Annotated in this window: 13 protein-coding genes and 1 CRISPR repeat array (1 of these 14 only partly in view); of the genes, 8 read left to right on the forward strand and 5 right to left on the reverse strand. The window is 43.0% G+C overall.

Translation table 11 applies throughout. From position 1 onward, the window contains the following. Positions 1–253: 253 nt before the first annotated feature. From WMO65_RS19525 to WMO65_RS19540, 4 genes are all read right to left on the reverse strand, one after another. Positions 254–1,738, reverse strand: a complete 1,485-nt coding sequence (locus WMO65_RS19525; protein WP_118743669.1) for a nucleotide sugar dehydrogenase — start codon at positions 1,736–1,738, stop codon at positions 254–256. A gap of 236 nt (positions 1,739–1,974) precedes the next feature. Beyond that, entirely contained in the window at positions 1,975–2,949 is a 975-nt protein-coding gene (locus tag WMO65_RS19530; RefSeq protein ID WP_118743668.1) for an extracellular solute-binding protein, read from the reverse strand. A gap of 3 nt (positions 2,950–2,952) precedes the next feature. Then, entirely contained in the window at positions 2,953–4,536 is a 1,584-nt protein-coding gene (locus WMO65_RS19535) for an ABC transporter permease subunit (RefSeq protein WP_118743667.1), read from the reverse strand. A 12-nt stretch (positions 4,537–4,548) separates the two neighbouring features. After that, positions 4,549–5,310: an ABC transporter ATP-binding protein gene (locus tag WMO65_RS19540; protein WP_118743666.1), complete on the reverse strand. Its 762-nt coding sequence runs from the start codon at positions 5,308–5,310 to the stop codon at positions 4,549–4,551. Positions 5,311–5,981: 671 nt separating this feature from the next. Between WMO65_RS19540 and WMO65_RS19545 the strand changes: the two genes are divergently transcribed. Next, entirely contained in the window at positions 5,982–6,518 is a 537-nt protein-coding gene (locus tag WMO65_RS19545) for a VanZ family protein (protein ID WP_118743665.1), read from the forward strand. Between the two features lie 128 nt (positions 6,519–6,646). On the opposite strand, the gene WMO65_RS26580 is transcribed toward WMO65_RS19545, so the two are convergent. After that, positions 6,647–6,838: a nitrous oxide-stimulated promoter family protein gene (locus tag WMO65_RS26580; protein ID WP_158588591.1), complete on the reverse strand. Its 192-nt coding sequence runs from the start codon at positions 6,836–6,838 to the stop codon at positions 6,647–6,649. A 114-nt stretch (positions 6,839–6,952) separates the two neighbouring features. On the opposite strand from WMO65_RS26580, the gene cas3 reads away from it, so the two are divergent. The 7 genes from cas3 (at position 6,953) to cas2 (ending at position 14,521) form a co-directional block, all read left to right on the forward strand. Then, positions 6,953–9,091, forward strand: coding sequence for a CRISPR-associated helicase Cas3' (gene cas3, locus WMO65_RS19550; RefSeq protein WP_118743663.1), 2,139 nt, complete (start codon positions 6,953–6,955; stop codon positions 9,089–9,091). Between the two features lie 111 nt (positions 9,092–9,202). Then, entirely contained in the window at positions 9,203–9,862 is a 660-nt protein-coding gene (gene cas5c, locus WMO65_RS19555; RefSeq protein WP_118743662.1) for a type I-C CRISPR-associated protein Cas5c, read from the forward strand. Further along, positions 9,859–11,655, forward strand: coding sequence for a type I-C CRISPR-associated protein Cas8c/Csd1 (gene cas8c / locus WMO65_RS19560; RefSeq protein WP_118743661.1), 1,797 nt, complete (start codon positions 9,859–9,861; stop codon positions 11,653–11,655). The genes cas5c and cas8c overlap by 4 nt, the downstream gene beginning before the upstream one ends. After that, positions 11,639–12,529 carry a type I-C CRISPR-associated protein Cas7/Csd2 gene (gene cas7c, locus WMO65_RS19565; RefSeq protein ID WP_033141980.1) on the forward strand — a complete coding sequence of 297 codons (891 nt, stop codon included), beginning with the start codon at positions 11,639–11,641 and terminating at the stop codon, positions 12,527–12,529. Before cas8c ends, cas7c begins: the two co-directional genes overlap by 17 nt. Next, the gene (gene cas4, locus WMO65_RS19570) at positions 12,526–13,194 is read left to right on the forward strand and encodes a CRISPR-associated protein Cas4 (RefSeq protein ID WP_118743660.1); all 669 of its coding nucleotides are present in this window, start codon (positions 12,526–12,528) and stop codon (positions 13,192–13,194) included. Before cas7c ends, cas4 begins: the two co-directional genes overlap by 4 nt. Further along, positions 13,191–14,222, forward strand: a complete 1,032-nt coding sequence (cas1c, locus tag WMO65_RS19575; protein ID WP_118743659.1) for a type I-C CRISPR-associated endonuclease Cas1c — start codon at positions 13,191–13,193, stop codon at positions 14,220–14,222. The genes cas4 and cas1c overlap by 4 nt, the downstream gene beginning before the upstream one ends. An 8-nt stretch (positions 14,223–14,230) precedes the next feature. Further along, on the forward strand, positions 14,231–14,521 hold the full coding sequence (gene cas2, locus WMO65_RS19580; protein ID WP_033141982.1) for a CRISPR-associated endonuclease Cas2: 291 nt from the start codon (positions 14,231–14,233) through the stop codon (positions 14,519–14,521). A gap of 171 nt (positions 14,522–14,692) precedes the next feature. Then, a CRISPR array of direct repeats spans positions 14,693–16,719; the repeat unit is 32 nt; unit sequence GTCACCACCTTCGCGGTGGTGTGGATTGAAAT; it runs 2,355 nt beyond the window's last position.

Raw genomic sequence — 16,719 nt, forward strand, 5'->3', positions numbered from 1 at the left:
TGATCGAACATGAGCGAATAACAGGCGGATTTACCGCCTGCTGTTGACATGCCTTTTTGTAACTGTTATATATAAAGCAAGGACGAAAAGCCTATTTTAAGACTTTTCACCACTCATTATCATAGAAGAATCTTATTTACAGACTTTTCTTCATAGTCTCGTATTCACGGATACCTTCATGAGATACCTTATGGTAGTATTGTAAGTAGATACGGATTATTACCTACTTACGAATATTCAGTTACCAATGATGTTAATCTCTTTGAAATAAATCCCTTGTATACACTTTATCATTTACATCGTCTAAACAAGTATCGTATCTATTAGCAATAATTGCCTGTGCCTTTTCCTTAAACGTTTCTAAATCATTAACCACCCTACTTCCAAAAAATGTAGTCCCATTTTCCAGCGTAGGTTCATACACAATAACAGTAGCCCCTTTAGCCTTTAAACGTTTCATAACACCCTGAATGCTGCTCTGCCGAAAATTATCAGAATTACTTTTCATCGTCAGCCTATATACGCCAATGATACATTCTTTTTCTTGTTCAGGTGAAAAATCTCCACTATTATAATAATCATAATAACCAGCCATATTAAGCACCCGATCCGCAATAAAATCCTTCCTCGTACGATTACTTTCCACAATCGCACTCATCATATTCTGCGGCACTTCATCATAGTTTGCCAACAGCTGTTTTGTATCCTTTGGCAGACAATACCCTCCATATCCAAAACTCGGATTATTATAATGTGTTCCAATACGCGGATCCAGACAAACACCATCAATAATAGCCTTAGTATTCAACCCTTTCATTTCCGCATAAGTATCCAATTCATTAAAGTAAGATACCCTCAAAGCCAAATAAGTATTGGCAAATAATTTAACAGCCTCTGCTTCTGTAAACCCCATAAATAAAGTATCAATATTTTCTTTTATAGCACCTTCCTGAAGAAGCGCAGCAAAAGTATGAGAAGCCTCTACCAGTTTTTCATCTGATTTATCAGTAGATACAACAATACGGCTGGGATACAGATTGTCATATAATGCCTTGGATTCTCTTAAAAATTCCGGGCTGAAGATAATATTACGGGTGTTATACTTTTTGCGGACACTGGCCGTATAACCTACCGGAATTGTTGATTTAATTACCATAATTGCATCCGGATTTACTTTGAGAACTAACTCAATTACAGCCTCTACGGCAGATGTATCAAAATGATTCTTTTTACTGTCATAGTTAGTAGGCGCAGCGATCACTACAAAATCAGCATCCTTATAGGCAGCTTCTCCATCCAGAGTGGCTGTCAGATCCAAATCTTTCTCTGCGAGATATTTTTCGATATAATCATCCTGAATAGGAGATTTTTTATTATTGATCAAATCAACTTTTTCCGGAATAATGTCTACAGCAGTTACATGATTATGCTGTGCCAATAAAGTAGCAATAGATAATCCAACGTATCCGGTACCTGCAACAGCTATGTTCAATGGAGAACATGTTTCCTGAGTTTTAGCGGCAGGCTCGTTTACGAACAGCAGGTATGGTTCAAAATCCAGAACTTCCCCCAACTTTTCTAATTGTGGAATGTACGGCATATAATCCTGTGATTCCAACCGGCTGAGCATAGCGCGATTGATGCCGGTAAGGTCGGCCAATTGCTGTTGCGTGATTTTTTTTTCTTTTCTGGAGTTTATTACTTGTTTAGACAGAAGAGCAAGAGATAATTTTCTCATATGAATGTATTCCTTTCTTATATATGAATATGTTATTTAAAACAACAAAAATTAAGGCTTTATATTTGATTTTAAACATATAAATAATAACAAATATACGTAAAAAAAGCAATGAGAAAATTAGGTCTAATTAAATATTGATTAAAGATTAGAAAAAAATGTTGCTTAAAATAACATAAAAAACAGTTTCAACAGGGCCATCGCCCTGCTGAACTCCTTCCCACTTTATAATCCCCTCAATACTTCCACTTCCCAAGCAATTCATCCTTCAACCCTAAATCATCAATCCCCGTCATATCTGCATACTTAACATCCTCCGGATAATTCTCCATCTCACTTTTCTGCCCCTTCAATATTTTCCCCGGATTATAATGGTCCTTATCATAAACCAAATACTCATTCACCAAATACTCAAACACATCCCTTACATCCCCCTTATCATCCTTCCCCTTCACAACACTAACCCCATCCAGCGAATACGGCGATCCGGATTCCGGATAGATCATCTTCAGCGGATTGCCATTATTGATTTCCGTCACCACCTGATAAGTAAGCGCCGTACCCACAGCGCACTCCCCCTGGATCAGCAGCTTCACCGGCCCGGAACCTGACTCGGAATACTGTTTCACATTATCATTCAGCTTATCAAAATACTCCAGCGTCTTCTTCTCCCCCCATATATTCCTGAGATTCAGATAAAAATTATACCCCGTAGAACTGGATTTTGGATTTTGAATAGATATCTTATTCTTAAATTCCGGTTTCAGCAAGTCCTCATAAGTCTTCGGCTCCTCAAGCCCATATTTCTTCAAAATCTCCATATTTACCGCAAATCCGCCCCCGTAACTTTCCCATATCAAATATTTCCCATGCTCCGGCAGCATACCGTCAATATAATCCAAATGTGAATATTTTGCCACATCAGCCAGTGAGTCCTTCATTTTCTCCATATACCCGGTCTCAACCCCCAGCACAATGTCCGCATCGGAGTGTTCTTTCTCTGTCTGAATCTTAGCAGCAACCTTAGCAGTGGGCATATACATGATCTGTACATTCAAATCCGGAAATTTCTCAGCCAGATGAGCCTTCAGATCATCATTCCTGTACTGCTCCAGCGCAGAATAGATCACTAAAGTATTGCTTTCCTGCTTATTTATCGCAAAATATAAAACCATGATCACAACAACTAATCCCGCTAATATTTTCTTCATCCCTCAATTCTCCTTCCTTGCAAAATACATTTTCAGGAAATAGATCACGCCCTTTGCAATTACATTAACCAGCAAAATAATAATGGAAATAAATGCAATAGGTTCAATCAGTGACTGAGAATCAAACTGCGGAATCAGAAGTGCCAGCGGCATATTTCTGAAATTTGCCAGGAAGGAAATCGCCGAAATGGTCACCATACAGTTTACAAAAATATAACTGAACATTTCCAGAATCGTTCCTCTTGTACACGGCATGTACACATCAACCAGCATTTTCATCTTAGAGATTCCCAGAGAATACGCGACATCCTCCAGATTACTGTTAAACTTAGAAAGCGAATTATAAGCCAGCAGATACGGCGATGCAAAAAAGTGAGTGATATTTACTGTGATCAAAATAGCGATCGTTCCATAAACAAAGCTTCCCTGAAAGAACAGTACATAGGACAAACCCAGAACAATACCGGGAAATGACAGGGAAACCAGAGAAATCAAATGAATAGCCATGGAAGAAAAGTTTTTCCCTGAGCGCGCCGTCACAAATGCAGCATAATATGTAATCAATGTACCGGCCAGAGCTGTCGTCAGCCCGATAAACAGCGAATTCAGCAGATACCCGCCAATCCCCAGATTCAGAGATTCCGTTATATTGTCAAAGGTAAAACTAAAGTCTACAGGATACTGTTTCACAAAACTCAAAATGACAAACGTAATAATCGGAAGGCTGATCAAAACAAGAGTTACAACACATACAACCCTGGAAAAAATATCTCGTTTCCTGTTCTTCCCAATCACATACGGTTTCGTGATTGTACTGTTTGTCCCGTTATCTTTATTTAACAGATCAATAATAAAGGCGATCACTGCCGGAATCAGCAGAATAACCCCGATGATTCCGCCCTTTGAATAATCAAGCAGCCCAATAACTTCCCGATACATATAGACCGGCAGAGTCATCATTTTCCCGCCTACGATTAACGGCACACCATAATCCGTGAATACGACGGTAAACACGGCGAAGAAAGCGGAGATTAACGGTTTTTTAAGATTTGAAAGTGTAATTGCCTTTAACTGCTGTTTCTTAGAAAGCCCTAACACATCTGCCATCTCATATACCGTAAAATCTTCATATTGAAAGATATCTGTCAGCATTAAAAATGCCATCGGGCAGGAATACAAAGTTGCGCCGATCACAATTCCCGTCAATCCATATAAATGGATGTTGATCCCGGTTAAATTTGTAAAAAAGCCATTGTCACCAAATAACAGTGTCAGCCCCATACCATGGGAAATAGACGGGATCAGCATTGGCAGCGTGAATATCACGGACCATACACCCTTATGCCGGATATTTGACCTGTTGACACACCATGCCAGAAGCAGGGCAATGCTTACAGAGACAATAGTAGTCACAAGCGATGAAAGAAATGAATTCCAAAGCATTGGGGCAAACTGTGCGCTTGACAGGACTTCACTGATATCACCATAGGAAATATGAGTAGCTAAGGCGATGATCGGGCATAAAACATGCAGAATTAAAAATATGCCTATGAAAAGTTTCAGGCTCTGAAAGGTTCTGTTCTTCATATCTCCTCCGTCCTACAATCTGCCGATACATTTTGATAAAGAATCAAATTTCTGGTTTAAATGGTTCACCACAAATGTTCGGATGTATTCATTCGCAGGGCTATTGTATATTTCCAGAGGGCTGTCCAGCTGTTCAATCGTCCCGTTGCTCATTACCATGATCCTGTCGGACAGGAAGAAGGCCTCCTCCTGGTCATGGGTGATATAGATCATTGTGGAATGGAATTTTTTCTGAATGTCTTTCAGTTCCCTCTTCATGATCTCCTTATTTTCAACATCCAGTGCGCTGATCGGCTCATCGAGCAGAACAATGGATGGGTTTAAGGCGAGAGTGCGGGCAATTGCGACTCTCTGCTGCTGGCCTCCTGAGAGGTGATGGGGCTTTTTGTTCAATTGGTCACTCATGCCAATCATGTCTAAGGTTCTTTCGGCACGTTTTCTTGAGTCTGCTTTTGTTTCAGGTTTGATCTTCAGGGCATACTCTACGTTTTCCAGAACGGTCATATTGGGGAATAAGGCATAATTTTGGAATATGATTCCCATTCCTCTCTGGGATGCGGGAAGCTTGCTTATGTCTTTTCCGTTCAGCAGTATTTCTCCTGCAGTCTGGGATTCCAGACCGATGAGGATTCTTAACAGTGTCGTTTTGCCGCAGCCGCTGGGGCCGAGGACACTGAGGAATTCCCCTTCCTTTACTACGAAGGAAAGGGATTTTAGAACCTGTTCTCCGTCGTATTCTTTTACAAGATTTTTTACGATCAATTTCTCTGTCATATGAAATTCTCCTTGGTATGATAGGCCGTAGATTATCGGCTGTGTATTAATATCCCTGCGGTATTTACATTTGGGGAGGGGGCCATTGGTTTTGTCGAAGGCATGATTGGCGGATTCGGGCTGTGAATGGCAAAATAGGGGGTGTTTTATGGAAAATCATGAGTACACTTCCTTTTATATTTTGTTTCAGTATACCATTTATTACTATTTTATGCTACTGTTGTTGCAGATTAGTGGATAAAAGTAAGGTGTAATGATGGAAATTAAGGAAGGCTTATAAATATTTTTGCATATTCATGCATTTGGGGGTAATGTTGTCTGCTGTGTTATATACTGCAGAATAAAATATGATTTTGGTGTAAGTGCGAAGAGATGGACTGTTATATGCGGACAATGCTGAAAAGTGATGTGCTTTTATGAAAAGTTGACATCGTGATGACCAGACGTTAAAATGGAAGAGATTTTCTAAATATCACTCCGGCGTATAATTTATAGAGGCGGGGTTAAAAGTAAAATCCAGAACTGAAAAATTTGCAGTTATTCCCACGTTGTTTTGTTTATTATCTAAAAACCAGGAGTAAAATAAGAATAAAGCTGTCACAGGGATTTATTTACATGAAGCAGGAAAAAATCTGCGCATTAGCAGCAGAAGAAAGGCAGTTGTCAGATATATGGACTTAATAGAAATATTCAATAATCATTTTCCGAAGATATCGCAGAAGCAGATTATATTGTTCCTGATTCTAAGTATCCTGCTGGCTGCTGTCCTCATCTTCATGGTACAAAGAAAAATAATAAAGACAGGGCAGACAGTCTGTATAGCAGGTGTATTTGTCTGGCTGTTTATTGTTTTTTTGTCCACTGTTTTCTCACGGGATCCTTATCCGGAAATGAAATATGAACTGATGCCTTTTTGGTCCTATGTTTTTACCATACAGAATCGCAGCGTATCCATGGCAGAGGAAATATTTTTGAATGTACTTCTGCTGATGCCCATGGGAGTGCTGCTGTACGCGGCATTTGGCAGACGTGTTGGGGTGATGAGGATAACCGCGGCAGGACTGTCAGTGTCATTTTGTATTGAATTTTTACAGTTAGTATTAAAACGTGGGCTTTTTGAGTGGGATGACATGATCCATAATACCTTAGGGGTATATTTAGGATGCTGGATATGTAAAAAGATAATGGATGTCTGTAAAAAAAGATGAATCTGCCGTATATGGCCTGCAGGCGGGTTCATCTGTTGGCATTTGTGTTTTTTACTCTTTGTGTTTTGCCTTGAAGTTACATATCCATGCAGGACGGCAAAAACAGGATGATGGAACAGCATTCTGAGTCAGGCATATTTCATCACTTCTTTATCACATCTTTTCATTTCTTCGGAATAGCAGTGGACTTTATAGGCACTGCAGAATGTCTTTGGCTTTATGAAGGGGCATTTATCTGTTTGTTTCCGGGCGTATTCCTCAATTCTGCTTATATAATAAATATCAAAGACCACCAAACACTCAATTTTGAATAAGTACACGATTAATATAGTAAAAATGATGCAATACAGCAATGAAATACAATAAATATTGTGCAAAATGCATATATGGTGTATAATGGAAATGTAACCGAGAGATAAAATAGAGGAAGATAAATGTATTTAGCCCATATAAGTGATGATAAATTAAGAGAACAGACCATCAGAGAACACTTGGAGGGAGTCGCTAAATTAAGCGCTGAATTTGCAGCTTCTTTTGACAGTGAAGAATGGGGGTACGGCTGTGGTCTGGTTCATGATATCGGAAAATATTCCGCTGAATTTCAGAAGCGTCTGCGCGGAGGTGCGAAAGTCGATCATGCAACTGCGGGTGCTCAGGAACTATACCGCAATAAAAATGTCATGCAGGCATATTGTGTAGCCGGTCATCATTCCGGTCTGCCAGACGGCGGTACACCTGCAGAACCGGCAACATTTTATGGAAGAATGAAAAAAGAACTGAAAGATTATCAGGCTTTTAAGGAAGAGATTGAAATACCGGCATTTCCGGCCCTGCCGCTGAAACCTATAGGACGAGGCGGGTTTAGCGCAGCTTTTTTTATCCGTATGCTCTTTTCCTGTCTGGTAGATGCAGATTATCTGGATACTGAGCATTTTATGAGGCCGGAGAGCAATACCAGAGGAAATTATGATTCTATAGAGCAGTTGTTTGACAGGCTGTATGAGCATATAGCCTCCTGGCTGACAAATTATGATGAAAATACAGTGAATGGAAGACGTTCAGCCATTCTGCGGGCGTGCCTGGAAAAAGGTAAAAAGCAGCAGGGGCTTTATCAGCTGACAGTTCCCACCGGCGGAGGCAAAACCATATCGTCATTGGCATTTGCCCTGCAGCATGCAGGAGAGCATAATCTGAAACGTATTATTTACGTCATTCCCTATACGTCCATCATAGAACAAAACGCCCGGGTCTTTAAAGAAATCCTGGGCAGCAGGAATGTCCTGGAAAACCACTGCAGTGTAGTCTGTGACAATACCGAGGAATTGGAAAACATGCAGTTGGCGGCAGAAAATTGGGATAAACCGGTGGTAGTCACCACAAACGTCCAGTTTTTTGAATCCCTCTTTGCAAATAAATCTTCTAAATGTCGTAAAATACATAATATTTCCAACAGCGTTATCATTTTCGACGAAGCGCAGATGCTCCCGGTGAATTACCTGAAGCCATGCATCCGGGCAATAAGTGAGCTGATCTATAATTATCACTGTACCGCGGTTCTGTGCACAGCGACACAGCCGGCACTGAAAGATTTTTTTCCGGACTTTATGAAAGCAGAGGAGATATGCCCAAATGTTAAGGGACAGTATGAGTTCTTCAAAAGAACAGAAGTCATAAACATTGGTGAGATATCAGAGGAAGATCTGATTTCATATCTTGAAGAAAAAGATCAGGTATTATGCGTCCTAAATAGCAGAAAACGTGTTCAGAGAGTCTTTGAATCCCTGAAGGGAGAAGATGTATATCACCTATCCACCTATATGTATCCCGCGCACAGACGAAGGATATTAAAAGAAATAACAGAGAGGCTGAAGGATGGAAGGGCGTGTAAACTGATTGCAACGAGTCTGGTAGAAGCCGGTGTTGATTTTGACTTCGCCTCTGTTTTCAGGGAGCTTGCCGGAATTGATTCTGTGATTCAGGCAGCAGGCCGATGCAATAGGGAGGGGAACAGGAACAGAGTGGATTGTGATACAATGGTTTTCACCCTGGAGCAGGATGAGGATATTCATATTCCTGCGCAGTTGAAGCTGCCCATATCTGTAGCGAAACAAATTACGGGAAAATATGAAGACATCACATCGCCGGAGGCAATCCACGAATATTTCAAGAGACTTTACCATTTCCGGGGAGAAGGTCTGGATACCAAAAGTATTCTTGAGGATTTTGAAAAGGGAATCCCGTCTTTTAGTTTTCCGTTTGCAGATGTGGCAGGTAAATTCCATATTATTGAATCAGAAACCAAGACGATTCTGGTGGATATGGAGGAGGAAGCCGCAGATATTGCGGAACGGTTGAGAAGGGGAGAACATTCCAGGGAATTATTCAGGGCTGCAGGGCAGTATTGTGTAAATGTTTATGAAAATGATTTCAATAATCTGGACGGGGCGGGTATGCTGGAAGCGCTGTGCACAGATATTGACACGGATTTCTATGTGCTGCGCAGCAAAGAGCTTTACACAGAAGACAGAGGTCTGACTGTCAAAGCCGAGAGAGGAGATGCATTGTTTGGGTGATTACGGCCAGAAAAATAGATTTCTGCAGTGTGATCCCGGCAGCATCCATACCAGGTATGCGGGCAGAACTCAGAATATAGATTTCAACAGATAAATGGGAGGAGGAGAGACATGAGCCATGGTGTGCGCGTAAGAGTCTGGGGGGACAGAGCACTGTTTTCCCGGCCGGAAATGAAAGTTGAGCGCTGCAGTTACGATGTCATTACACCGTCGGCTGCAAGAGGGATTCTGGAAGCCATCTACTGGCATCCCGGCCTTCGCTGGGTGATAGACAAGATTTACGTCAGAAAACCCATACAGTTTACCAGTATCCGACGTAATGAAGTAAAAAGCAAAGTGCAGGCCGGAAATGTATTGAGTGTTATAAATGGGGCAAATAAACCGTTGTACCTGAGCACTAAGGAAGAGATCGTACAGAGGGCTGCCATTCTGCTGCAGGATGTGGAATATGTGATTGAGGCGCATTTTGACATGACTGACCAGGCAAATCAGACGGACAACTGCGGCAAATTTAAGGACATTATTATGAGGCGTCTGCGCAGAGGGCAATGTTATCATATGCCGTATTTCGGATGCAGGGAATTTCCGGTGAACTTTGAGCTTTTTGAGGAAGAGGCGGTAGAGACGGCTTATCCGGATACAGTAAAGGATTTAGGGTACATGCTGTATGATTTTGACTACTCGAACCCGGAGGATATCACCCCTATGTTTTTTAGGGCAGTCATGGAAAATGGTATACTTGACGTACGGGATTGCGAGGTGGTCAGATGATCCTGCAGTCATTGGTTAGATATTATGAGGCACTGGAAAAGAAAGAGAAAATTACAAGCCCGGGATGGTGTACAGCAAAAGTCTCCTTTGCGCTGGATATTTCTGAAAAAGGTGAGCTTTTACGCGTGATTCCTCTTAAGTTAGAAAAGCAGAAGGGCAAGAAAACGGTAATGGAGCCGCAGCTGTTGAGAGTGCCCGAGATGGTGACACGTTCTTCCGGGGTATCATCTAACTTTTTGTGTGATAATTCGGGATATTTCCTGGGAATCGATAATAAAGGGAAACCTAAGCGTTCAGAAGAATGTTTCGCTGCGGCAAAGAAAAAACATTTGGAAATATTGGATGGGGTGGAAGGAAACGCTGCCGCCGCAGTCCGGAATTTTTTTGAAAGCTGGAATCCGGGCGGTGCCGCAGAACATCCTGCGCTTGCAGATAGCCTGGAAGAGATGATAGCCGGGGCAAATCTGATCTTCTGTGTAGATGGTGACTGGGTGCAGAATGATTATGATGTGAAAGAAGCCTGGGAAATCTACAGAGACGGCGCTGAAACGGACAATGAAGGAATCTGCCTTGTGACCGGACAGAAGACAGAAATATCCAGAATCCATGGGTTGATCAAAGGAGTGCCGGGGGCACAGTCCAGCGGTGCGGCACTTGTATCTTTTAACGCACCGGCGTTTGAGTCTTTTGGGAAAGAACAGGGCTACAATGCGCCTGTGGGGACCTATGCGGCATATGCATATACCACAGCCCTTAACCATCTCCTTGCGGATAAGTCCCATACAAGCCAGATTGGTGATACAACAGTTGTATACTGGGCTGAGGATGGTGAAGAAATATATCAAAATATATTCGGCGGAGCGGTTGAACCTACAGTTGACAATCAGGCGATTGTAGCGGGTGTGTTTAATAGTCTGGAAATGGGTAAGCCTATCGTCGTGGAGGAAGTGGAAGGAAGTTTGTCCTTGGATCAGCGTTTTTATATCCTGGGACTTGCTCCGAATGCGGCCAGGATTGCAGTGCGTTTTTTCTACCAGGACAGTTTCGGAAACATCCTCAGACATTTGAAAGAACATTATGACAGGATGGATATTGTACGGCCGGCAGCAGATGAAATGCGTTATATGGGTGTCTGGCGTATGCTTCAGGAAACCGTAAATAAAAAATCCAGGGATAAGAAGCCAACCGCAAATATGGCCGGAGCTGTATACCGGGCAATCATTTCCGGAGGGCAGTATCCGGCATCCCTGTTCCAGGGCGTAATGGGCAGGATCAGGGCAGAGCAGGATGATAAAGACAGCCATATACATAAGATCACAAAGGGCAGGGCATCTATTATCAAGGCGTATTTGATCCGTAATGGATATGATAAGGAGGAGGAGATAACTGTGAGTCTGAACGAGAACAGCAAAAATGTAGCTTATACACTGGGCCGGGAATTTGCGGTGCTGGAAGCAATTCAGGAAGAGGCAAACCCGGGAATCAATGCGACTATCAAGGACAAATATTTTAATTCAGCCTGTGCCACACCGGCAGCCATTTTCCCTGTATTATTCAAATTAAAGAACAGCCATATCAGAAAGATTTCTAACCATGGTAAAGTTGTTTATTTTGAGAAATTGCTGGGCGAACTGCAGGATAAAATGCCGGTAACAGAAGAGCAGATGGTTCCCTGTCCCAGAAGGCTTTCATTGGAAGAACAGGGAATGTTCATACTGGGATATTATCATCAGAACCAAAAACGTTATGAGAAAAAGGATAAGGAGGAAGCACAGGATGTCAGAGATAATTAAAAACAGGTATGAGTTCGTGATTTTATTTGATGTGGAAAACGGAAATCCAAACGGGGACCCGGATGCAGGTAATCTGCCCCGTATCGATCCGGAAAGCGGATATGGGATTGTCACAGATGTGTGTATCAAAAGAAAGATAAGAAATTATGTGGAGGCAGTAAAGGAAGAAGAGGAAGGGTATAAAATTTATATTAAAGAGGATGTACCGCTTAATCGGAGTGATAATACCGCCTACGAATATTTGAAGACAAATGAGAAGGAAATCAAGGAGTTAAAGAAGAAGGATCCGGATGTGGATAAAAAGATACGCGATTTTATGTGCGGCAACTTCTTTGATATCCGTACGTTTGGAGCTGTCATGACCACATTTGTAAAAGCTGCCCTCAACTGCGGGCAGGTCAGAGGCCCTGTACAGCTTGGATTTGCCAGGAGTATTGACCCGGTCGTGAGTCAGGAAGTGACCATAACCCGCGTTGCGATCACAACAGAAAAGGATGCAGAAAATAAGAGCACAGAGATGGGAAGGAAGAATATTATTCCATATGCGCTTTACAGAATGGAAGGATATATTTCAGCGAACCTGGCCAGAAAGGTGACCGGATTTACAGAGGATGATCTGGAACTTCTCTGGGAGGCCATTATCAATATGTTTGAGATCGATCATTCTGCCGCCAGAGGAAAGATGGCGGTGCGTGAGCTTATTATTTTTAAACACAGCAAAGAATTCGGAGACTGTCCGGCATATAAATTATTTGACGCAGTTGAGGTCAGAAAACATGAGGATGTGATTTATCCCAGAAAATATCAGGATTACAGCGTTGAAATCCATGAAGATCAGATTCCGGAAACAGTGGAGATTTCAAGAAAAATATGAAGGAATATAAAGAAGAGGATTACCTGATGCTCTCAGGAATCCAGCATTTTGCTTTTTGCAGAAGGCAGTGGGCATTAATACATGTTGAGCAGCAGTGGCAGGAAAATGTCCGGACTGTGGAGGGGGAATTACTTCATAAGAGAGCACATGACACATATTCTTCAGAGAAAAGGAATGATGTGGTAATCAGCAGAGGGCTGCCCGTACATTCCAGGGAGATGGGGGTCAGCGGTGTATGTGATATTGTGGAATTCCGTCGGGCTGAGGAGGGAATCACGCTTCACGGGCACCGAGGGACCTTTCAGGTCTATCCCGTTGAGTATAAAAGGGGGAAACCGAAAGATACGCAGATAGATATTCTCCAGTTGACAGCCCAGGCTATGTGTCTGGAGGAAATGCTGTCGTGTACGATCGCTGAGGGAGCCGTTTTCTATGGAGAGATAAAGAGGCGGGAAAGAATAGAATTTACCGATGAGTTGAAGGAACAGGTGAGAACCATGTTTTCAGAAATGCATCAGTATTTTGACAGAAAATATACCCCAAAGGTTAAATGGTCGAAAAGCTGTAACGCATGTTCCCTGAAAGACATCTGTCTGCCGAAATTAGGAAAAGCGGCTTCAGTAAAAGAATATATAAAATCTGCCATTGGGGAGGATGACAAATGAAGAAATTGCTGAATACGTTATATATCACCTCTCCCGACGGATACCTTTCCCTGGATGGAGAAAATGTAGTGGTGCTTGATAAGGAAAAGGAAGTGGGAAGGGTTCCGCTGCATAATCTGGAAGCCATTGTTTCTTTTGGCTACAGAGGTGCAAGCCCGGCACTTATGGGAGGATGTGCGGAAAGAAATATTTCACTTTGTTTCATGACACCCCAGGGCAGATTCCTGGCAAGAGTGACTGGTAATGTTAGAGGAAATGTTGTTTTGAGAAAGAAGCAGTACAAGGTTTCCGAAGAAGATGAGGCAAGTCTTGTGATTGCCCGTAATTGCATTTTAGGGAAAATATATAATTCCCGGTGGGTTCTTGAAAGAGCAATAAGGGATCATGCACTTCAGGTTGATGTTGAGGAGGTAAAACGTGCCTCTGTCAATTTGCAGCAGTCCTTAAATTATGTGAAGAGCTGTACAAGTATGGAACAGTTGAGAGGATATGAAGGGGAAGCGGCAAGCGTTTATTTTGGTGTGTTTAATGAACTGATTTTACAGCAGAAAAAAGACTTTAAGTTTGAAGGCAGAAACAGGAGACCGCCATTAGATAATGTAAATGCAATGCTTTCATTCTTTTATACCTTGCTGACGAACATGTGCGCTTCGGCACTGGAATGCGTGGGATTGGATCCGTATGTGGGATTCATGCATACAGACAGGCCCGGAAGGGTTTCGCTGGCACTTGATATGATGGAGGAACTGCGGCCTGTCTTAGTGGATCGTTTTGTGCTCACCATGATCAATAGAAAGATGGTGAATAAGAAGGATTTTTCTGTTAAGGAAGATGGCGCGGTATTGATCAGTGATAAATGCAGGAAGCTGCTGCTGACAGAGTGGCAGAATAAAAAGAAAGATGTTATCACACATCCGTATTTGGGTGATAAAGTGGAGTGGGGAATGATACCATATGCCCAGGCAATGCTTTTGGCTCGTTATCTGAGGGAAGATTTAGATGAGTACCCGCCATTTTTCTGGAAGTAGGTGAGAGGATGCTGGTTTTGATTACATATGATGTAAATACTGAGACAGATGCCGGGAAAAGACGTCTAAGAAAGGTTGCAAAACAATGTGTTAATTATGGAAGACGGGTGCAGAATTCTGTTTTTGAATGCATTCTTGATAACACACAGTGTGTTTCATTGAAGGCTGTATTGGGGGATATTATTGATAAGGAAGTTGACAGCCTCAGGTTTTATTATTTGGGGAATAACTATAAGACTAAAGTGGAGCATATGGGAGTTGACAGGGGGATAGCAGCGGACTCGACTTTGATTTTCTAGTGCGAATAGGAAGTGAACAGAAAAACATTGGGAGATTCGCACCATATTTTGGGGTGTTGGGTGATGGAAAAAGGAGGAATAGAAGGGAAAGGGGTGGTGAGATTAGTGTGAAAGAGTCTATTAATTAGGAGTTTTATACAAAAATAGCTATGAAATTTGGGCATTTTTGCTGTCACCACCTTCGCGGTGGTGTGGATTGAAATATACCAGACGTAATCAAAGATGGAGATCAGCAGCAGTCACCACCTTCGCGGTGGTGTGGATTGAAATATGACAATAGCGGGTTCACAGTGTGTACTTTCTGTCACCACCTTCGCGGTGGTGTGGATTGAAATGTTAAAGGCCATGGGCCTGATGTCTAAGGTGCTGTCACCACCTTCGCGGTGGTGTGGATTGAAATAGCAATAATTAAAAGGTCCGGTATGCGGCAGCACGTCACCACCTTCGCGGTGGTGTGGATTGAAATACGTCTGCTTATGCAGGTTGGAGCCGCCTGCTTGGTCACCACCTTCGCGGTGGTGTGGATTGAAATAATACTCTCAGTATAGCATATTATGTAATTATTGTCACCACCTTCGCGGTGGTGTGGATTGAAATCGTGACATCCTAAAGGAGCAGGCAGAGCCGGAAGCAGTCACCACCTTCGCGGTGGTGTGGATTGAAATTTTTATCAGGCGGTCTATATCATCCTGGACGATCGTCACCACCTTCGCGGTGGTGTGGATTGAAATCTGTTCCATGACAGGCAGCGCTGACATGAGAGGAAAGTCACCACCTTCGCGGTGGTGTGGATTGAAATACCGTACACACAGACAGCGCCCATATCCATGCGCGTCACCACCTTCGCGGTGGTGTGGATTGAAATGTCCGGACGGTCAGAGCCTTTTACTTTTTTAAGGTCACCACCTTCGCGGTGGTGTGGATTGAAATCCTCACTGTCCGTTACCTGCGTTTTGCCGCCGCGTCACCACCTTCGCGGTGGTGTGGATTGAAATGGAAGAAGAGCTCAAAATGGATACAGATAATGGGTCACCACCTTCGCGGTGGTGTGGATTGAAATCTTCATAGGAACCGATGTAAGAAATGGTATAACGTCACCACCTTCGCGGTGGTGTGGATTGAAATATTCCAGGCTGCGAAGACTCTCTATCATTGAGGGTGTCACCACCTTCGCGGTGGTGTGGATTGAAATTGGATCTGGCAAGAGAAAATATGGCTCTGCGCCTGTCACCACCTTCGCGGTGGTGTGGATTGAAATCTCCCGAAAGAGGTGGGAGAAGCGGTCTTTGCTCGTCACCACCTTCGCGGTGGTGTGGATTGAAATCCTTCAGGAACTTGGCAGCCTCCACAGCGCCTTTGTCACCACCTTCGCGGTGGTGTGGATTGAAATTCATTGCCGCCTTCAACAATGAAGCCCATGTGAGTCACCACCTTCGCGGTGGTGTGGATTGAAATGAAGATGTGAAAGAATATTTGAGAACAAATGCTATGTCACCACCTTCGCGGTGGTGTGGATTGAAATGCAGCACCCCAATCTGCCCGTCTTGCTCATATCGTCACCACCTTCGCGGTGGTGTGGATTGAAATTGCGTCGCAGGATATACTGGCATAACCACCGGTACGTCACCACCTTCGCGGTGGTGTGGATTGAAATCAGTATATTTGCTACTGTGGCGGTTGACCATGAGTCACCACCTTCGCGGTGGTGTGGATTGAAATGCACAAATGGGAGAGTTACTGGAGTGTAGGTACGTCACCACCTTCGCGGTGGTGTGGATTGAAATTCCGTGTCCAGGAAAAGAAATCCGAAGAAGATGAAGTCACCACCTTCGCGGTGGTGTGGATTGAAATTCCTTTACACATAAACAAAACCCTCAGCCTCTACAGTCACCACCTTCGCGGTGGTGTGGATTGAAATATGCATTAATGAAAAGCGGATACGCTGTATACATGTCACCACCTTCGCGGTGGTGTGGATTGAAATAACTATTAACCAGATAATATATGTTATCAAATTGTCACCACCTTCGCGGTGGTGTGGATTGAAATAAGGGGCAGATACTGTAGTCAAAGAGGAGTAGTATGTCACCACCTTCGCGGTGGTGTGGATTGAAATCTGCATTGGTAAACGCGAATCCGCTTTTATTACGTCACCACCTTCGCGGTGGTGTGGATTGAAATCATGCTGCTGAAAGAAA

The sequence above is a fragment of the Blautia caccae genome, from assembly GCF_040095955.1.
Lineage (GTDB): Bacteria > Bacillota > Clostridia > Lachnospirales > Lachnospiraceae > Blautia > Blautia celeris.